15 protein-coding genes and 1 pseudogene are annotated in these 18,728 nt (G+C 69.3%); 4 read left to right on the top strand and 12 right to left on the bottom strand.

Features of this window, described 5'->3' with window-relative positions:
- Positions 1-67: 67 nt before the first annotated feature.
- The 8 genes from DI269_RS21470 to pruA all read right to left on the bottom strand — a co-directional run bounded on the left by DI269_RS21470 (position 68) and on the right by pruA (position 9,306).
- A complete protein-coding gene (locus DI269_RS21470) occupies positions 68-493 on the bottom strand; it encodes a protein-tyrosine phosphatase family protein (protein ID WP_112139645.1) in 426 nt (141 codons plus the stop codon).
- A 31-nt stretch (positions 494-524) separates the two neighbouring features.
- Positions 525-1,763, bottom strand: coding sequence for an MFS transporter (locus DI269_RS21465; RefSeq protein WP_112139643.1), 1,239 nt, complete (start codon positions 1,761-1,763; stop codon positions 525-527).
- Positions 1,764-1,810: 47 nt separating this feature from the next.
- Positions 1,811-4,327, bottom strand: coding sequence for a CHAT domain-containing protein (locus DI269_RS21460; RefSeq protein WP_112139641.1), 2,517 nt, complete (start codon positions 4,325-4,327; stop codon positions 1,811-1,813).
- 10 nt (positions 4,328-4,337) lie between these two features.
- Positions 4,338-4,868: a carboxypeptidase regulatory-like domain-containing protein gene (locus DI269_RS21455; protein ID WP_157975140.1), complete on the bottom strand. Its 531-nt coding sequence runs from the start codon at positions 4,866-4,868 to the stop codon at positions 4,338-4,340.
- The gene (locus DI269_RS21450; RefSeq protein WP_112139637.1) at positions 4,858-5,472 is read right to left on the bottom strand and encodes an RNA polymerase sigma factor; all 615 of its coding nucleotides are present in this window, start codon (positions 5,470-5,472) and stop codon (positions 4,858-4,860) included. The genes DI269_RS21455 and DI269_RS21450 overlap by 11 nt, the downstream gene beginning before the upstream one ends.
- 9 nt (positions 5,473-5,481) lie before the next feature.
- A complete protein-coding gene (locus tag DI269_RS21445) occupies positions 5,482-7,023 on the bottom strand; it encodes a S8 family peptidase (protein ID WP_112139635.1) in 1,542 nt (513 codons plus the stop codon).
- A gap of 304 nt (positions 7,024-7,327) precedes the next feature.
- On the bottom strand, positions 7,328-7,624 hold the full coding sequence (locus DI269_RS21440; RefSeq protein WP_112139633.1) for a DUF397 domain-containing protein: 297 nt from the start codon (positions 7,622-7,624) through the stop codon (positions 7,328-7,330).
- Between the two features lie 56 nt (positions 7,625-7,680).
- Positions 7,681-9,306 (bottom strand): L-glutamate gamma-semialdehyde dehydrogenase, encoded by a 1,626-nt coding sequence (gene pruA, locus DI269_RS21435; protein ID WP_112139631.1) that lies wholly within the window; start codon positions 9,304-9,306, stop codon positions 7,681-7,683.
- 215 nt (positions 9,307-9,521) lie between these two features.
- On the opposite strand from pruA, the gene DI269_RS21430 reads away from it, so the two are divergent.
- Positions 9,522-10,436, top strand: coding sequence for a hypothetical protein (locus DI269_RS21430; protein ID WP_112139629.1), 915 nt, complete (start codon positions 9,522-9,524; stop codon positions 10,434-10,436).
- Here the strand turns inward: DI269_RS21430 and DI269_RS27290 are convergent.
- Together DI269_RS27290 and secA are read right to left on the bottom strand one after the other, a co-directional pair.
- Positions 10,409-10,864, bottom strand: coding sequence for a DUF6912 family protein (locus DI269_RS27290; RefSeq protein ID WP_157975139.1), 456 nt, complete (start codon positions 10,862-10,864; stop codon positions 10,409-10,411). The two genes, DI269_RS21430 and DI269_RS27290, sit on opposite strands and share 28 nt — an antisense overlap.
- Before the next feature lie 4 nt (positions 10,865-10,868).
- Positions 10,869-13,766: a preprotein translocase subunit SecA gene (gene secA, locus DI269_RS21420; protein ID WP_112139626.1), complete on the bottom strand. Its 2,898-nt coding sequence runs from the start codon at positions 13,764-13,766 to the stop codon at positions 10,869-10,871.
- 112 nt (positions 13,767-13,878) lie between these two features.
- Between secA and DI269_RS21415 the strand changes: the two genes are divergently transcribed.
- The 3 genes from DI269_RS21415 to DI269_RS21405 all read left to right on the top strand — a co-directional run bounded on the left by DI269_RS21415 (position 13,879) and on the right by DI269_RS21405 (position 17,280).
- Entirely contained in the window at positions 13,879-14,997 is a 1,119-nt protein-coding gene (locus tag DI269_RS21415) for a GNAT family N-acetyltransferase (protein ID WP_112139623.1), read from the top strand.
- Positions 14,998-15,078: 81 nt separating this feature from the next.
- Positions 15,079-16,047, top strand: coding sequence for a GNAT family N-acetyltransferase (locus DI269_RS21410; RefSeq protein ID WP_112139621.1), 969 nt, complete (start codon positions 15,079-15,081; stop codon positions 16,045-16,047).
- Positions 16,048-16,122: 75 nt separating this feature from the next.
- Positions 16,123-17,280, top strand: coding sequence for an Ig-like domain-containing protein (locus tag DI269_RS21405; RefSeq protein WP_112139619.1), 1,158 nt, complete (start codon positions 16,123-16,125; stop codon positions 17,278-17,280).
- A gap of 54 nt (positions 17,281-17,334) precedes the next feature.
- Here the strand turns inward: DI269_RS21405 and hpf are convergent, their stop codons facing one another.
- A complete protein-coding gene (hpf, locus tag DI269_RS21400) occupies positions 17,335-18,006 on the bottom strand; it encodes a ribosome hibernation-promoting factor, HPF/YfiA family (protein ID WP_112139616.1) in 672 nt (223 codons plus the stop codon).
- 386 nt (positions 18,007-18,392) lie between these two features.
- A pseudogene (locus DI269_RS21395) lies at positions 18,393-18,728 on the bottom strand (phosphoribosyltransferase family protein); the annotation flags it as partial.

Genomic DNA, 18,728 nt, shown 5'->3' with positions numbered 1-18,728 from the left:
TTCGGTGCGGCTGGGGTGCTGCGCGTCCCCCACCTTATGTCAGCGGTGCGGCAACCGCCTACCCGTCTCAGGGCCGGAACCCGGCCGCGAACCGGCGCTGCCAGGGCGTCTCGACCGCCTTCGGCGAGTACCCGGCCCTGACGTAGGCGACCGCTTCTGCTGCGGGGACGCCGTCGAGCACGGCCAGGCACGCGAGCGCCGTCCCGGTCCGCCCGTGCCCGCCGTGGCAGGCGAACTCGACGCGTTCGGTTTCGGCCCGTTCCCACGCTTCGCGCAGGGTTTTGCCGAAGGCAGCTTTGTCGGCGGGCAGCCGGAAGTCGGGCCAGCGCACCCAGGTCGCGTCCCAGGCGGTCGCCGGCGGTTCCTTGCCGAGGAAGTAGAGCGCGAACTGCGGCTCCGGCCCTTCGGGCAGCGGCCTGGCGAGGCCGCGCCCGCGCACGAGCCTCCCGGAGGGCAGGCGCAGCACGCCGAGGGCGTCAGGGTCCCAAGTCATGGGCCGATGCTACTGCGCCGCAGCCGGTCCGCTACTTCACCTCGACGAGCCCGGTGCCCTCTTCGGGCAGCTCCTTGAGGGTGCGGATCGGGGTCTTGAGCAGGACGAGGCAGCCCGCGAAGAGCATGGCGGCGGCGATGTAGAGCACGGTGCGCGAACCGAACGCCTCGCCGCCGAGACCGCCGAGGATCGACCCGACCGCCATGGAACCCCAGGAGACGACCCGCTGGGTCGCGTTGACGCGGCCCTGGATCGGATCGGGGGTGATCGCCTGGCGGTAGCTGATGACGTTGACGTTGAAGATGACGATCGCCGCCACGTACACGATCTGCCCGGCGATCGCCGGGACCACGCCCCAGCCGGGTCCGGCCATCGCGACCACCGCCATGCCGGGGCCGGAGATCGCCAGCGACACCAGGGCGGTCGGACCCAGGCCCGCCTTCGCGGAGATCTTTCCGACGAGCATCGCCCCGAGGATGCCGCCGACGCCCGAACCGGCGAGCACCAGGCCCACGACGGTGCTCGACTGCCCGCCCTCCCGGATCAGGAACACGACGAGCATGGCCTGGAACGCGCCCACGGACAGGTTGCACCAGGCGCTCGCGAACGCCACGGTCCTGATGATCGGCTCGCTGAGGATGAACTTGACCCCTTGGGCGATCTCGGCCCGCAGATCGGGCTTGCCGTTCCGCACCGGGTCCTTCTCTTGGAACCTGATGCGCGAGAACGAGAACGCCGACACCGCGAACGACACCACCGCCACCGCCACGGCGATGGGCGCGGACAGCAGCGACACCAGCGGCCCGGCCGCGAGCGGCCCTCCGGTGTCCGACGCGGACCTGATCCCCTGCAACCGCGAGTTCGCGCCGGTGAGGCCGTCGTTGTCGATGAGCATCGGGATGTAGCTCGCCTGCGCCACGTCGAAGAACACGGAGGCGAGGCCGAGCAGGAACATGACGGCGTACAGGTGCCAGGCGGTGAGCGCATCGAGCATCCACGCGACCGGGATGCTCAGGAGCACCAGGGCGCGGATCGACTCGCTGACGACGATGATCGGCTTGCGCCGCATCCGGTCCACCCAGGCGCCGACCAGGAGGCCGAACATGACCAGCGCGATCTGGTCCAGGGCGTTGAGGAACCCGATCTGGGCCTCGCTGAAGTCGAGGACCACGACCGCGATGATCGCGAGCGAGAAGTATGCGACTTGAAGGCCGACTTGGCTTGCGGCGACGGAGACGAGCAGAAGGCGGTGGTCGGGGTGGCGGAACATCGGTTCGGGCGAGGCCTTTCCGGGTGAAACGGGGGTATTCGGGCAGCCTACGCGCCAAACGCCACGAACGGGTGCCACGGACGCTGCTCCCCCACGGCCGCAAGGGCTTCGGCGGGGGTGGCGCCCGCGGCGCAGCGGCGGTGGTACTCGACCATCATGTCGGCGGCCATCGTGTCGGGGACTTTAGCGAGGCTGGAGACGACGGTCGAGGTGCCCGCGTGGAGGAGCGCCGCGGTGAACCCGAGGGTCTCGTTGCCGACCTCCACGGTGGAACGGCCGAGGTCACACGCGGACAGGACCACGTGGGCCGGCGGCTGGTCAAGGCCGAGGAGTTCGTAGGCGTTCAGCGGTCCGAGCCCGAAGTCCAAGCGGGAGAACAGGACGTTGTCCGGCTCGTGATGCCCATGCGCGGCGAGGTGGGCGACGGAGGCGCCGTCGAGGGCCTTGAGCACGATCTCAGGATCGGATTCGTCTGCGTGGACCAATCGCGCGTCGGGGTAGAGCGCTCCGACCGAATCGACCTCGCTGTCGGCGCGGACGAGCCGCGGCCCGGCCGCGACGATCGCAGGTCCGGTCGCCGCGGGCCTGTGAACGGCGCGCCACCACGCCTCGGCCGAAGGCGAGACCGTGAGCGGACGGCCCTTCAGGGGCGGCAGCAGCGGCCAGGGAACCCAGGCCAGCTTGCTGTGCGGGATCATGACGACCTGCCGTTCACCGACGTAGTCCGCGATCGGGCCCCAGATGCCCTTGGCAAGCGCGGTCGCATTGCGGCGCATGGCGCTCTCGACGCTCTGCCGCAGTCGGTCCGGGTGGTGAAAGGTTCGGCTCAAGGCATCGAGGTCGGCGCCGAGACGGCGTTCGAGCTCTGATGCCTGGTCAAGCGACATGAGCTCCACATGCTGGAGGCCGTCGCCCCCGGCAAGGACTACGCGCACGATCCCGCCGACTTCGAACAGACTGACCACCACGGTCTCCAACGATTCCGCCAGGTCGTGGATCTCCGCCGAGGCGATTCTCTCGGCCTGCTTTCCAGGTCCGGGTCTCGCCCGGTCATAGTCGCGGATCTCCGCTTCCAGTTCGCTGACCCGCGACAAGGCCTCGGCCGACGCCTTTCGCTCGACCTGGAGGTCCCAGAGTTCCTGTCGCGCCTGGCGAAGGCGGCCGAGTGCTTCGCGGGCGTCGGGATCGGCCGACGATTTCACGGGTGGGATGCGAAGTGCCTGCCCCCGGCAGCGTTCGGCCCACTGAAGCATCTCGGCGGGGCTGCCGTGATTGGTGGTGTGGATCAGCCCCTTGCTGGACAACTGCACGCCGAGTGCGGAAACCCCCGCCTGGAATTCGACCGACCCGAAGGTCATCCGGTAGTCATCCAGCAGGTCGAGTCCTTCGCGCAGCTCGGGCATCGGGTCCATACCTCTGGCGAGTGCGAGTTCGGCCTTCGCCAGGTGCCTGGCCAGGTCCTGGGCCAGCGCGTCGAAGTCAGAGCCGCCGTGCTCGCCTTGGAGAACCGTTTCGACGCCCTCGAGATCCCCCATCTTGATCTTGGCGCGCACGGCGAGGATCTTCGCCTGTTCGAGCCGCAGGTTCCAGCCTCGGCGTTCGAGCGCGTCGCAGAGCCGGAACACCTCATCTGCGAAGTCGAGACCCACCTGACCGGAGTCGAATCGGCCCTGCAGCAACAGCAGCCGCGCCAGGAATGCCATCGGTTCATTGCCCTGCTCGTACAGTGAATCCATGGCCTGCTGAGCCCACTGCTCAGCCAACTCGAACTGGGAGTCCTCGAATGCGGCCGCCGCCCGCCAGAACTCGGACATGGCCGCGCTGCGAAGGTCGCCGGCGAGCCGATAGGAGGCGATGGCTTCGGTCCAGCGCTGCGCGGCCTGGCGGAACATGCCGACGAATGAGAGCGCGTCGGCGTGAGAGGCATCAATGAAGGGCTCCAGCTCGGGCGCATAGGTGCGGTATTGCTCCCGCACCTCGTCGAATGCCAGCAGCGCCTTGGTCACTTCCCCCAGGTCGAGCCAGATCAGCGCCTCCAGGTGGACTGCCTTGGCTCGATTGGTGGGAATGTTGACTTTCTTGTCGTAGAGCGCGATCGCGTGCTGGATGCTGTCCAGTGCCTTCTGGAGCTCGCCCAGATCCCGCCAGAGGTTCGCCCAGTTGTGGAACATCGCCGCATACATGTAGTCCGGGCCGTTGGCCGCGAGATGCGGTTCAGCCTCCTCGAACCAGTGCATGGCGTCTGAGAGTCGTCCACTCTGCCACAGGCCCAGAGCGCGCTGGTGGAGCAGAACTCCGCGGTCCGAGGTCGCGACAAACCCCTCGGCGAGATCGAGGAGCTGAAGTCCTTCCGCCGTCTCCCCGAGACTGACGAGGTCGGTCGACAGCACCATGAGCGCTTTCGCGGTCAACCGCGCACGGGCAGTGCCCAACTCGGGAGGGCTTGCAGGGTCCCAGTCGAGGAGTTCCAGGGCCTCTCTCAGTACTGCGGCCGATTCGGCGATGCGGTTCCGGCGGTTCAAGCGCTGGCCACGTGTGAACAGACGCCAGGCGCGATGAAGCATTCTTCATATATTACAGGCGAACGGCCGGAGTCACGACCACCGCGGGCAGCCCTTCCCTTTGCAATGCTTCGTCAGGTCGGATCACCAGCTGGAACATTTCATTGTTGGGAAGACCTTCAAGAACGAATCTCCCGCTCTCATCGGTCGACGCCCGCCGGGTCCCCTGCGGGCTCCGGAGTTCGACGGCATAAGTCCCTTCGGGCCCTATCCAACCGTCGAGGCGGATCTCCTGCACCGCAGAGGGACGCGGTGTGACCATCACCGTGACCGTTTCGCAGTCGAAGGTGATCGAGGCCGGATCACCCTGATTCACCGTCATCTCCGAGTCGCCGCGCACCAGCGCCGCTTCCGCCGGACGGTAGACCGAGGCGACCCTGGCGTCCAGCGCCGCTTCGAGTTCGAGCACGAATTCGACTCTCTCGTTGAGATCGATCGGGATCGGATCGTCTCGATGGTGCAGTTCATTGATGACAGCGAGAATCCGTTCGTCGCAGGAATCCAGCGGTTCGAACTCGCCCTGGCTCCGAGTTTCAGGTTCCATCTGCACTCCGCTCCTCACCTGCGCCCCAGGAGGGGTCGTCCAGCAGGGTCTTCCTCAGTTTGTCCAAGCACCGGCCCCGGGTGGGTCCGATGCTCCCCCTCTTCATCCCGAGCTCTTCGGAGATGACGTCGTAGTCGGGCCTGGAGAATGCCGCCACATAGGCGAGCAGCGCCCGGCACTTGTCGTCCTGTGCAAGAAACGCCCGGCGCACCGCCTCGCGTTCGGCATTACGGACGAGGTCGTCTTCGATGCCGTCGATGACCGGCTCTTTGATGTCGAGCGGGTCGGAGACGACCTCCCGCTTTGCATGCCCGGCAACATTCCATGCCTCGCGGCTGACCGTGGTGCGCAGCCACTTGGTCAGCGCGCGAGGCTTCTCCAACCCATCCTTGGTGCGCCACAGCCGAAGCCATGCCGTCTGCACCACATCGGCGGCGCTCTCCGCGTCGAGGCCGGCCTTCCGCGCCACCCGCCAGAGCGGCACGTTGAGCTCCTCGATCAGGGTCCGCTGCGCAACCCGGTCACCGGCACGCGCGGCGATGTATAGCCTCGCGTACCGGTCGTAGTCGACCGCCGCCACCGAATGAGCCGAAATCGCGTTCATGTTCTCAGGCTAGCGACTCTTCAGCCGCGACAGCGCCGCGTGCGCCCGCTCGGCTGCCTTGACCGGGTCCTGGATCTCTTCCACTCCCGATTCGGCGATGGCATTGAGCAGGTACGCGGCCGCGACCGGGGCCGCGAACGAGGTGCCGCTCCAGACCGCGTATCCCGACGAGAAGTCGTCGAAGTCGTAGCTCTCACGGAAACGGTTCCGCATGGAGGACTTCGATCGGCGCTCAGGTTCGAGCGAACCCTCGGCCTCGCACGGGTACGTGCTCACCAACCCGGCCCCGGTGGCGTAGCACGAGACCCAGGGGCCCTCGTTCGAGAACATGGCGATCTCGAGGTTGGGGTTCAGGGCCCCGACGCTCAGGATCGGCGCGGCGTTGTCCGGCTGCTGGTGCGCCGCGAACGCGGCCGGGTAGAACGGCCGGTCCGAGGACTGGTTCCCGGCGGCCGCGACCACCGGAATGCCGAGCTTGGTCAGCCGCTCGACCGCGCCGCCCATCCAGCCGCCGGGGATGTCGTCGGCGGCCTCGTCGACATAGCCCGTCGCGAGGACGACCACGTCGACCGCGAAGGCCTCGGCGTCGCCGCCGCGAGCGGCCTCGATCTGGTCGGCCACATGGTGGAGTGCGCCGATGATCTCGTGCTCGTAGGAGAGTCCGTCGTTGTGCACCACGCGGAGCGAGTACACCTGGACGTCCGGGGACATCTGGCGCAGGAGCCCGGCGATGAAGGTGCCGTGCCCGAAGTGCTTGGCGACCTGTCCGATCAGGGTCGGTTCGTGGACCGGGCCGTCCCAGGGGTCGTCGAGCGGCGGTGCGGGCGAGTCGTTGTGCTCGCCGAGCCGGGTCTGGAAGGCGTGGTCGACCACGACGAAGGTGTCCTTGCCCTCGCTCCGGTCGGAGATGTCGAAGGCCGGGTGAGCGTTGGGTACACCCGTGTCGAGCATGGCGACCCGCAGCCGCCGGTCGAGCTTCTTGCGCTCGGGCATCGGGGCGACCATGTCCACCGGGATGCGACCGAGCGAGTTGCTGTGCGGGTTGCCGATGGGCGGCTCACCGGTCCCGACGCTGGGACCGACCCTCGAACAGACCATCAGATGTTCCAGACGGACCTTGTTGAGGAGTTCGCCGGGCAGGCCGCTGTCGCTCGTGTCGGTGCGGAGCCGCTGCAGCAGGGACCACGCGTCGACGCCGACATGATCGCCATGGATGCTCACGACCGGAACCCGGTACGGGCCCTGGCCGGAGACGATGGCGCTCGCGGACTGGCTCTCCAGCGACATGCCCGTCGGAAGGACGGCCCCTTCGAGCTTCCGGCGCGCCTCGTCGTCGCGGATCACCGACTCGTCGATGAGGAGCCGGTCGTACCGGTAGATGGTGCCGATGGGAGCCGAGTGTCCGGCGGTGCGGAAGACCTGGCCGGGAGCGAGGACGCGCCCGCCGTGGCGGTCCAGAGTGGAGTAGGCGAGTTCGGGCACGCCGCTCATGTGGTCGCGGCGCGGATTGGGCTTCAGATGGGGTTCGTTCTCGGCGAACACCAATCGCATGGGAGCTCCTCTGGTCGTCTTCGGGGGTCTATGCGGTTGTCGGGTGAGGAGGGGGATCTCTTCGAGATCGATTCTCCTCACCTTCTGCAAGACGCGGGGTACACGCCGGTTCCGATAGGTCGAAGGGCACTCAAGCCCGGAATGCCGCGAACGCCACGGGCTGGACGACTGACGCGGCTTTCACCAGGGAAGAGGCCCCTGAGACCGGTGGGATACACCCCGGCACGCGGTTTCTGAAGTTGGCACGTTCGAGGGATGCCAAAAAGCCCCGGAGGTCGGACCTCCGGGGCGTGTCAGATCGGTGCTAGCGCTTGGCGGGCTCGTCCTCGTCGTCTTCGATGATCTCGACGATCGGCTCGTCGTCCCAGGTCTCGATGTCGAACTCCCCGTCGCGGACGCCCTCGACGAAGGCCTCCCACTCCGCCGGGGTGTAGATGAGGATGTCGCCCTCCGGGTCCTCGGCCATCCGCAGGGCCACCAGCCCGTTGTCGGCGTAACCGATCTCCAGCGCCGCCGGAGACCCGTCCTCGTGCGTCGTGCGCTCCCAGCGCGCCTCGGCGGTGTCGAACTCGCCCTTGAGCGGATGCTCACGCTTCGTCATGCCCCAAGCATAGAAAGGGCCCGGACCGGGCGGTCCGGGCCCCTCTTCGGTTCCGACTAACCCTGGTGGGGGTAGCGGTACTCGGTCGGCGGGACGAAGTTCTCCTTGATGGAGCGGGGGCTGACCCAGCGGATGAGGTTCTGCCAGGAGCCGGCCTTGTCGTTGGTGCCGGAGCCGCGGGCGCCGCCGAAGGGCTGCTGGCCGACGACCGCGCCGGTGGGCTTGTCGTTGATGTAGTAGTTGCCGGCGGCGAAGCGGAGGTCTTCACTCGCACGGGCGATGGCGGCCCGGTCGGTGGCGAAGACCGCGCCGGTGAGCGCGTACGGGGCGATGTCGGCGGCCTGGCGCAGGACGGCGTCGAAGTCGGCGTCGTCGAAGACGTGGACGGCGTTGATCGGCCCGAAGTACTCCTCGCTGAACAGCTCGTGGGTCGGGTCGGTCGACTCGATGAGCGTGGGCTGCACGAAGAAGCCCTGGGAGTCGTCCGCGGTGCCGCCGGTGACCACGGTGGCCTTCGCGTCGCCTTGCAGGCGTTCGAAGAGCGCGGTGTGCTTGGCGTAGGCGCGGGCGTCGATGACGGCGCCGCCGAAGTTGGTGAAGTCGGCGACGTCGCCGTAGGTGATGTCCTCGGTCATGCCGACCACGGCGTCGCGCAGGCCGTTCTTCCACAGCGAGGCGGGCACGTACGTGCGCGAGAGCGCCGAGCACTTCTGGCCCTGGTACTCGTACGCGCCGCGGACCATCGCGACCGCGAGCGAGTGGGGCTCGGCGCTCGGGTGGGCGATGATGAAGTCCTTGCCGCCGGTCTCGCCGACCAGGCGCGGGTACGTGCGGTAGCCGCCGATGTTCTGCCCCACCGTGGACCACAGGTGCTGGAAGGTCTTGGTGGAACCGGTGAAGTGGATGCCGCCGAGGTCGGCGTCCAGGAGGGCGACCTCGGAGTGCTCGCCGACGCCGGTGACCATGTTGATGACGCCGTGCGGCAGGCCCGCCTCCAGGAGCACCTGCATCACGAAGTGCGCGGCGAACTGCTGGGTCGGCGAGGGCTTCCACACCACGGTGTTGCCCATGAGGGCCGGCGCGGTCGGGAGGTTCCCGGCGATGGCGGTGAAGTTGAACGGGGTGATCGCGAGGACGAACCCGTCGAGCGGGCGGTGGTCCATGCGGTTCCACAGGCCCTTGGAGGAGATCGGCTGCTCGCGGTAGATGCCCTCCGCGAAGCTCACGTTGAAGCGCAGGAAGTCGATGAGCTCGCACGCGGCGTCGATCTCGGCCTGCATCGCGGTCTTCGACTGGCCGAGCATCGTCGCGGCGTTGAGGACGTCGCGGTACGGCCCGGAGATGAGCTCGGCGGCGCGCAGGAACACGGCGGCGCGGTCGGCGAAGTCGGTGCGGATCCAGTCGTGGCGGGCGGCCTTGGCGGCGGCGACCGCGTCGGCCCACTCGCCGGCGGTGGCCTCGCGGGTGGTGCCGAGGACGTGGGACTTGTTGTGCGGCTGCACGACCTCGATCTCGGCCCCGGCGCCGCGGCGCCACTGGCCGGAGATGTTGTGGTCCAGGTCGAGGCGGGTGCCCGCGAGTTCGGCGAGCTTCTTCTGGAGGCTCTCGCGCTCGGGCGTCCCGGGCGCGTACGAATTGACCGGTTCGTTCTCCGGCTTCGGTACCGTAAACAAGGCGTCCATCGCACCCTCTCCCATTGATTCGACGGATATTGCGATCACTTGGCTTTGAACACGAGGTTACTAGACCGGTGTCGCTACCGCCATCCTCGCACAGACCGGGGCCGGTGAACTGGTGCGATGCGAACAAAGCACCGCGTCGCGGGCTTAATCGGAGTCCGGGCCACAACGGCACCGCCGCAGACGACGCGCGGGACCGGCATCCGTACTCTGGGGTCGTGACCGATACGCAGGAGCAGCAAGCCGCAACCGCCGCGACCGCGCCCGCCGCCCCCGAGCCGGGCCGCCTCGCGCTCTGGGTCCTCGGCGCCGCCGCCGTCCTCTCCCTCGCCGGCGTCGTCTACTCCCTGTACCGCCTGACCGGCATGGCCGACGGCCTCGACGACACCGGCGTCATGATCCTGGCGAACTCCCTGTTCAGCCCCATCATCGTCACCGTCTTCGCCGGCTCGGTGGCGGGCGTGACCACCTCGCGCGCCTTCAAGGGCCCGCGGCAGGCGCTCGTGATCCTCGGCGCGCTCGTCCTCGGCCTCGCCGCCGGCGCCGCCGCCTACTTCAGCTTCAGCGCCGACGCCGACATCGCGCTGGCCGTCGCTCTGGTCCTGCTCGGGTCCGCGCTCGTCGGCGGCCTGTTCGCGCTGCCGCGCAAGGCGGTCACCGTCGTCGCCGGGCTCAGCGCGACCCTGCTGCTGCTCGCGTTCATGTTCGGCCGCGGCTTCTACGAGGCCGCCTCGTCGGTGAGCCTGTTCTCCGACCCGCTCGACGAGTACGGCGCGCTCGGCACCGCCATCCCGTTCGTCGCCGGCATCGCCTGCGGCGTGTGCGCGTTCCTGTACCTGCGCAGCAAGAAGGCCGGAGTCAAGCTCCTCGGGCACCTGCTCGCCGGGGCCCTGCCGGGCGCGGTGTGGCTCGCGGCCACGATCATCGCCCAGGCCGGCGTCGAGATCGTCCTGGGCATCGGCCTGGACGAGGTCTCCCCGCTCGACGAGGCGTTCCTCGCCTTGAGCTTCCAGTGGCAGTACAACGGGTCGATGACCGCGATGTTCGCCGGGGCGCTGTGCGCGGTCCTCGCGTACGGGCTGCTCCTGCCCAAGCCCGCGAAGGCTCAGCCCAAGGCCGCCAAGAAATCCTGAATCTCGGAGGGCGCGTACCAGTCCAGGACGTGCGCCTCCACCGCGTCGAGGTCCGGCTCGTCCGCCGCGAGCGCGCGGGCGACCTCCTCGGCCGCCTCCGCGTCGTCCGCGTGGACGGCCGCGACGCGCTTGAGCTTCACGTGGCCGCCGAAGTCGGCGCCGGTCCCCTCCGCGTGCTCGGCGACGCGGTCGTCGGGGACGTCGGCGGAGACCACGATCCGGCGCGGCACCCCGCCCGCCAGGAGCGGGATCGAGGCCAGCGCCGCGTCGGCGAAGGCCGTGTACTCCAGGTCCTCCTCGACGGCGTCCGGCGCCTCGCGCCGGAGCCAGGAGGTGACGGTGTGGACGGCCGACACCGGCTTGAGTTCACCGGTGCCGGCCAGCGTCCGCAGCATGTCCGCGTTCGCGGGTACGTAGATTCGCGCCATGCCCTTAGTTTGCGGCACCCGGCGCGCCGTGGCAGCGCTTGTACTTCTTCCCCGAGCCGCACGGGCACAGCTCGTTGGGGCCGATCTTGTCGACGTGGCGCTGCTGCGGGTTGGCCTGCTGCGCGGGCGGCGCGGTGGCGGCCTTGCGCGGGCCGGCCGAGCGGGCGGACTTCGAGGCGACCTTCGCGGCGCCCTTCTGGCCCGCGCCCGGGGTGCGCTTGACGTCGCGCTTCTGGCCGGCGACGGGCTTGGGCGGGCGCTTGAACACGGCGCCGTCCTCGGTCGTGGCCTCGGTCTCGACGCCGGAGGCGCTGTCGATCGACGGCGCCGACTGGAGCAGCATCTCGGGTTTGCGGAGCGGTTCGAGGCCGCGGATCTCGGCCTCGGGCTCGGCGGAGCCGCCTTCGGTCTTGGCCTTGAGCTCGGCGTTCATGAGGAACCTGACGGTGTCCTCCTTGATGCCGTCGAGCATGGTCTGGAACATGTCGAAGGCCTCGCGCTGGTACTCGATGACCGGGTCGCGCTGGGCGTAGGCCCGCAGGCTGATGCCCTGCTTGAGGTAGTCGACCTCGTACAGGTGCTCGCGCCACTTGCGGTCGATCGTCTGGAGCAGCACGCGGCGCTCCAGCTTGCGGAGGATCTCCTCGCCGAACTCGGCCTCGCGCCCGGCGTAGACCTCGTGCGCGTCCTCCTTGACGGCCTTGAGGAGCGTCTCGGCGTCGAGCTCGTCGAGCCCGCCCGCCTGCTTCGCGAGCTCCTTGTGGGTGATGCCGATCGGGTACAGCTGCTTGAACGCCGACCACAGCTCGTCGAGGTCCCAGTCCTCGCCGTAGCCCTCGCTGGTGGCGCCCGCGACGTACGCCTCCAGGACGTCGTCGATGAAGTGGCCGATCTGCTCGGAGACGTCCTCGCCGTCGAGGACCTTGCGCCGCTCGTCGTAGATGACGGTGCGCTGGTTGTTCATGACCTCGTCGTACTTGAGGACGTTCTTGCGGATCTCGGCGTTGTGGCCCTCGATCTGCGACTGCGCGGACTCGATCTGGCGGGTCACGAGCTTGGAGACGATCGGGACGTCGTCGGGGACCCTCATGCGGTTCATCATGGCGCGCACGGCGTCGGCGTTGAAGCGCTTCATGAGGTCGTCGGAGAGCGACAGGTAGAACCGGGACTCGCCGGGGTCGCCCTGGCGGCCGGAGCGCCCGCGCAGCTGGTTGTCGATGCGGCGGGACTCGTGGCGCTCGGTGCCGAGCACGTACAGGCCGCCGGCGTCCTTGACCTCTTCGGCCTCGGCGTCGCAGGACTCCTCGAACTTGGCCTTGGTCTCGGCGAACGCGGCCGCGAAGACCTCCTCGTCGGCGTCGTCGACGCCGCGGGTGCGCAGGTCCTCGGCGGCCATGTACTCGGGGTTGCCGCCGAGCATGATGTCCGTGCCTCGTCCGGCCATGTTCGTGGCGACCGTGACCGCCCCGAGCTTGCCGGCCTGGGCGATGATGTCCGCTTCCTTCGCGTGGTTCTTCGCGTTGAGGACGTTGTGCTTGATGCCGCGGCGCTTGAGCAGGCTCGCGAGCATCTCGGACTTGTCGACCGAGACGGTGCCGACGAGGACCGGCTGGCCGGTCTCGTGGCGCTCGGCGATGTCGTCGACGACGGCCTGGTACTTGGCCTCTTCGGTCTTGTAGATGACGTCGGGCTGGTCGCGGCGGATCATCGGCCGGTTCGTGGGGATCGGGATGACGCCCATGCCGTAGACGTTGTTGAACTCCGACGCCTCGGTCTGCGCGGTGCCGGTGATGCCCGCGAGCTTGTCGTAGAGGCGGAAGTAGTTCTGGAGGGTGGTGGTCGCGAAGGTCTGGTTCTCCTGCTTGATCTCCACCTTCTCCTTGGCCTCGATGGCCTGGTGGATGCCCTCGTTGAAGCGGCGCCCGGCCAGCACGCGGCCGGTGAACTCGTCGACGATGAGGACCTCGTCGGCGTCGGAGACGATGTACTCGCGGTTGCGCTCGAACAGCTCCTGGGCCTTGATGGCGTTGTTCAGGTAGCCGACCAGGGGGGTGTTCACCGAGTCGTAGAGGTTCTCGATGCCGAGGCGGTCCTCGACGCGGGCGACGCCGGACTCGGTGATCGCGATGGTGCGCTTGCCCTCGTCGACCTCGTAGTGCTCGTCGCGCTTCATGGTGCGGACGATGTTCGCGAACTCGGTGTACCAGCGCTTGGAGTGCTCGGCGGGGCCCGAGATGATGATCGGCGTGCGGGCCTCGTCCACGAGGATCGAGTCGACCTCGTCGACGAGCGCGAAGTTGTGGCCGCGCTGCACGAGGTTGTCGGCCGAGCCGGTCATGTTGTCGCGCAGGTAGTCGAACGCGAGCTCGTTGTTCGTGGAGTACGTGATGTCGGCGGCGTACGCCTCGCGGTGCTTCTCGGAGCCCTCGCCGGGGAGCACGATGCCGACGCTCAGGCCGAGGAAGCGGTGGATCTCGCCCATCCACTCCGCGTCGCGTCGGACCAGGTAGTCGTTGACGGTGACCTGGTGCACGCCGTTGCCGGTGAGCGCGTTCAGGTACACCGGGAGCGTGGAGACCAGGGTCTTGCCCTCGCCGGTCTTCATCTCGGCGATGTTGCCCTGGTGGAGGGCGGCGCCGCCCATGAGCTGCACGTGGTAGTGCCGCATGCCGCGGACGCGGTCGGCGGCCTCGCGGACCGTCGCGAACGCCTCGGGGAGGAGGTCGTCGGTGGTCTCGCCGTCTTTCAGGCGCTCCTTGTACTCGTCGGTGAGCGCGCGCAGCTCGGCGTCGGTCAGCGACTTGTACTCGTCTTCCAAGGAGTCGATCGCGTCGGCGATCGCATTGAGCCGCTTGAGCGCGCGGCCCTCGCCGGCGCGCAGTACCTTCTCGAACAACGACACGGAAGATCAGCTCCCAGCAACGACTTGACCAGATCGGGTGGATTTCCCGGTCAATACTACGCGTAGGCGGTGACTGGTCTTTGCGGCCGCCGGTGGGGCACAATCGTTGCCTATGGAACCCGTCACCCTCGATGCCGACGGCCTGCGGCTCGTCGCCTGGGAGCAGCGGCACCTGGCCGACCTCGCGCGGATCTACGCCGACCCGCTCATCGAGCGCTTCCTCGTCATGCCCCTGCCGTGGAGCGGGGCCGCGCGCGAGCGGTACGTCGAGACGCAGCGGCGGCACTGGGGCGCCGGCAACCCGCGGTGGGCCGTGGAGGAGGACGGGAGGCTCGTCGGCTCCATGGCGCTCACCAAGTCCTTCCCCGGCGAGATGACCATCACGTACGTGACCGCGCCGTGGGCGCGGGGCCGCGGGGTCGCCCAGCGCGGCGTCCGCGCGGCCGTCGCGTTCGGCTTCAAGCGCCTCGGCGCCCGCCGCATCGCCTGGGACGCGATCGTCGGCAACCACGCCTCGCGCCTGGCGGCGCTGCGCACCGGCTTCACCGTCGAGGGGATCTCCCGCGGCGGCGTCAACCAGCGCGGCCGCTCGCGCGACTGCTGGATCGGCGGGATGCTCCCCGGCGACCTCCGCGGCCCCGACAACCCTCCGGCGCACTACGGCACGTTGAAGAAGCAGGCCGCGTTCTTCTCCTCGCCGCAGCCGGTCCTGGAGACCGGCGCCGACGGACTGCGCCTGCGGGCGCTGCGCGAATCGGACCTCGACGACCTCGCGAAATCGTGCGCCGACGAGCGGACGCAGCGGTTCACGACCGTGCCGCGCGGCTACACCCGCGACGACGCCGACAAGTGGCTCGCGTTCACCCGCAGGCGCCGGGAGGAGGCGGAGACGGTCCTGTACGTCCTCGCCGACGCCAACGACCGCTACAGCGGCAGCATGCAGCTGTCGCTCAAGGAGCCCGGCGAGGCCGAGGTCGGGTACCACGCGGCGCCGTGGGCGCGGGGCCGCGGCTGGACGACCGCCGCGCTCAAGCGCGTCAGCCGCCTCGGCTTCGAGGAGCTCGGCCTGGAGCGGATCGAATGGCGGGCCGTGGTCGGCAACGAGGGCTCGCGGCGCGTCGCAGAGAAGGCCGGGTTCACCGTGGAGGGCGTCCGGCGCCGACTGCGCCACGGCCACGACGGGCGGGTCGACCAGTGGATCGGGAGCCTCTTCCCCGAGGACCTCGGCTGAGCCCGCGGCACCGGTGCATCCTGCGCAATTCAGACTCCTCAAACGGTTGACGCACCGCCCCCGGCCTGCTTGTCTGGGGACGTGCAATTCTTCGAACCCGTCGAGACGACGGCGTTCGTGCTGCGCCCCGCCGATCCGGACGCGACAGTGGACTGCGGATTCATCCCCGACGCGGTCGCGATCGGTCCCGAGGACGAGTCCGTCCGGGGCGCGCTCGCCTTCGAAGGCGCCGCCGTCATGGGCGTCCGGTACTGGGTCGCCCCCGGCTGGCGCGGCAAGCACCTCGCGTCGGCGATGCTGCGGGCGGTCGCGCCGGTCGTCTTCGACGCGGGGGCGCAGCGGCTCGAAGCGCGCCCGCCGGTCCGCGACCAGACCGCGATCCGCTCGGCGCTGCGCGCCGGCTTCCGCCCCGACGGCGGCATATCCCGCGGCGCGGCCTGGGACGGGACCGAGGCGCTGGCGCTGGGGCTCCTGCCGGGCGACGGCACGGGCCCTTCGCCGCGGGTCCTCCCGGATCTGCCGGGCGGGAACCTCACCGACGGCGTGATCGCCCTGCGGCCCCTGGTCCCCGGCGACTTCGAGGCGCACCTGCGCCACCGCTCCAGCCCCGACGTGTACGCGGGCGCGGCCCTGCCGCTGCCGCCGAGCGCCGACGAGGCCCGCGAGGTGTGCGAGTGGCGGGCCGCCGTCGACTGGCTGCGCGGGCGCAGCGCCCTCATGGTCATCGACGACGGCGAGGGCTACCAGGGGACGATCGGGCTCTACGACGTGGCGCGGATCGTCGGCACCGGCATGATCGGCTACGACCTGCGCGCCTCGGTCCGCGGCCGCGGCTACGCGACCCGCGCGGTGAACCTGGTGCGCCGCTGGGCGTTCCGCGAGGTCGGACTGGACCGGGTGTGGGCCGGGACCGACCTCCACAACACCGCCTCGCAGGCCGTTCTGCGCCGCGCGGGCTTCCGGCTGGAGGGCGTGGAGCGCGGCGGACTGCCGACGCTGGCGGGCCGCAGGCGCGACACGTTGGTGTGGGCTGTGTTGAGTAGCGATTGAGGTGCAACCCTGGGGGTGGGGCCGGGCGTCGAGGATATAGTTATCGCGTCGCTTCGCCTTGTGGAGGAACCCCCTTTGAAACGCCGGACCCTCGTCGCTGCCTCGGCGACGTCGCTGCTGCCGCTGGCCGCATGTGCGGAACCCCAGCAGGGGTCGTTCACGCCGGCCCCGATCGTGCCCGTGGTGTCCATGGACGCCGTCGACGACCACGATCCCGCCCAGCCGTTCAACCTCTCAGTGGTCGACGGCATCTTCGAGGAGGTCAACGTCACCTCCGACCGATCCAAGACCATCGAGGGCACCCTCACCGAGGACCTCACCGCCTGGTCCTCCAGCGGCGTCCTCGACGCGGGCTCGGTGCACACCGTGGCCGCCAAGGCCGTCAGCACTGACGGCACCGTCACCGAGTTCGAGCAGCAGTTCTCCACCCAGCGCCGCGAAGGCAGCGGCTTCGCGGTGGCGGACGTGACCCCGATCGTGGAGGGGGAGACGGTCGGCGTCGGCGCACCGATCATCGTCTTCTTCACCGAGGACGCCCCCGACCGCGCGGAGGTCGAGAAGAACCTCGTCGTCGAGTCCGAGCTCGGGCACGAGGGGGCCTGGCACTGGATCTCCGACAGCCAGGCCATCTACCGGACCAAGGAGTACTGGCAGCCCTACCAGAAGGTCACCTTCACGGCGAACTTCGAGGGCGTCTTCCTCGGCGGCGACACCTGGGGCGACGAGAACCACGAGTCGGTCATGGAGATCGGCCGCTCCCAGGTCTCGCACGCGGACCTGGAGACCCACCACATGACCGTCAAGTTCGACGGCGAGGTCGAGAAGGAGATCCCGATCTCCGGCGGCTCCGGCGCCGAATGGGAGTACTACACCGCGACCGGCGTGCACCTGGTCATGGAGAAGTTCGCGCAGAAGACGATGGTCTCCCCCGGCAAGGAGGAGGGCGACGAGGGCTACTACTCCACCCCGGTCAACTGGGCCACCCGCATCAACTCCTCCGGCGAGTTCGTCCACGGCGCGCCGTGGTCGGTCGGCTCGCAGGGGAACGCGAACGTCTCGCACGGCTGCCTGAACGCCAGCGAGAGCAACGCCGAGTGGTTCTACGGGATCGCGCAGCGCGGCGACCCGGTCGACGTGACCGGCTCCCCGCGCGAGATGCCGTGGGACAACGGCTGGGGCTTCTGGATCAAGTCGTGGGACGACTGGAAGTCCGGCTCGGCGCTGGAAGGCTGATCGAAGGCATGGAGCGGGGCCCGGGCGGATCGCCCGGGCCCCGCTCGCTTCGTCTTAGAGGTCGAGCCTGAGCAGGCCGTAGTCGAAGGCCCGGCGCCGGTACACGACGGACGGGCGGCCGGTCTCCTTGTCGTGGAACAGGTAGAAGTCGTGGCCGACGAGCTCCATGTTGTGGAGGGCGTCGTCGACGGTCATCGGCTCGCCCGGGTGGATCTTCTCGCGGACGATCCGGCCCGGCAGGTGGTCCTCGACGAGGCCGTCGAAGTGGTCGACGTCCTCGGAGATGAAGTGGGCCTGCGCGGCCCGGGCTTCGAGGTCGGACTCGGCCAGGAGGGTCCCCCCGGACGGGATGCGGCCGCCGCCGTTGGCGGTCGCCTCGGCCACCGAGATCGGGGCCTTGGCGCCGCGGCTGACGCGCTTGCGGCTGGAGGTCTTGCGGAGCTGGTGCCCGAGCTTCGTCGCAGCGGTCTCGAAGGCCGACCGGAAGTCCCCGGCGCTGGCCTCGGCGCGGATGACCGTCCCCTTGGGGCGGCACGTGATCTCGACGCGCTGGGCGTGATCGGTCTGGCGAGGATTGGGCTCGTGGTAGAGCTCCACGTCGATCTTGATCGCCTGCCCGTCGTAACGGGCGAGGTACTTGGCGATCTTTGCCTCGATCTTCTCCTCGACGAGCTCGCGGTAGTGGTCGGGAACCTCCACATTGCGGCCCTTGACGACGATGTCCACCTCTGAACCTCCCAGGTGCATCCCCTGCTGCGGCGATGCTGACGTAGTTGCGTGTGCTGGGTCCGGAGCCGAAGTTCCGGTACGGCGGATGGCGCGACCTCCCTTCACGGACACGACGACCTGGGGTGGAGCGCCTCCTTTCAAGGGGGCGTTCACCTTTGGGCCAACTGGCCTCTGCCGTCTCGTTACCGATCTGAGATTTCGAGACTAACCCTTCGGTCACCGAAAGTCGACCCTTCGGCTACCGGAATTCTCCAATGCGTTCGGCCTTGCGCGCACGGATTCCGCCGGAACCGAGACAACTCTTCGCATTCGCGTCCGAACCGTAGGTCTATCGGCTGTCGGACAGGCGACACCGGGAGGAGTACCCGCCGGTAACGGCGAATTCAGGCCGCGGCGACGACGATCGCGGCGGGCACTTCGATCCCGGCCTGGCGCAGCGCCAGCGCGGCCGCGCGGAGGGTCGCGCCGGTGGTCACCACGTCGTCGACGAGGATCGCGGGCCGGCCGGTGGCGGCAAGGGCCCGGACGCGGCGGCCGATCGTCCGCAGGCTCCGCCTGGCGGCTGCTTCGCGCTGGGCGGGGGTGAGGCCGACCGAGTCGGGTCTGGGGCGGGCGCGCAGGCACGGGTGGAGGTCGCCGAGTCCGGCGCAGGCGGCGGCGACGTGGTCGAAGCCGCGGGCGCGGCGGGCGGCCGCGGTGGGCGGGACGGGGACGAGGAC

It is taken from the genome of Glycomyces dulcitolivorans, assembly GCF_003265355.1.
GTDB classification, from domain to species: domain Bacteria; phylum Actinomycetota; class Actinomycetes; order Mycobacteriales; family Micromonosporaceae; genus Glycomyces; species Glycomyces dulcitolivorans.
Note: the sequence above shows the minus strand (reverse complement) of the source record. Positions and strands in the feature narration are given on the sequence as shown.

Coding starts and splice junctions, on each gene's coding strand:
- DI269_RS21455 (WP_157975140.1), bottom strand. CDS start 4,868: ATGGAACCTGAAACTCGGAGCCAGGGCGAGTTCGAACCGCTGGATTCC.
- DI269_RS21415 (WP_112139623.1), top strand. CDS start 13,879: ATGGAACCCGTCACCCTCGATGCCGACGGCCTGCGGCTCGTCGCCTGG.
- DI269_RS27290 (WP_157975139.1), bottom strand. CDS start 10,864: ATGGCGCGAATCTACGTACCCGCGAACGCGGACATGCTGCGGACGCTG.
- DI269_RS21445 (WP_112139635.1), bottom strand. CDS start 7,023: ATGCGATTGGTGTTCGCCGAGAACGAACCCCATCTGAAGCCCAATCCG.
- DI269_RS21450 (WP_112139637.1), bottom strand. CDS start 5,472: ATGAACGCGATTTCGGCTCATTCGGTGGCGGCGGTCGACTACGACCGG.
- DI269_RS21470 (WP_112139645.1), bottom strand. CDS start 493: ATGACTTGGGACCCTGACGCCCTCGGCGTGCTGCGCCTGCCCTCCGGG.
- DI269_RS21465 (WP_112139643.1), bottom strand. CDS start 1,763: ATGTTCCGCCACCCCGACCACCGCCTTCTGCTCGTCTCCGTCGCCGCA.
- DI269_RS21460 (WP_112139641.1), bottom strand. CDS start 4,327: ATGCTTCATCGCGCCTGGCGTCTGTTCACACGTGGCCAGCGCTTGAAC.
- pruA (WP_112139631.1), bottom strand. CDS start 9,306: ATGGACGCCTTGTTTACGGTACCGAAGCCGGAGAACGAACCGGTCAAT.
- DI269_RS21440 (WP_112139633.1), bottom strand. CDS start 7,624: ATGACGAAGCGTGAGCATCCGCTCAAGGGCGAGTTCGACACCGCCGAG.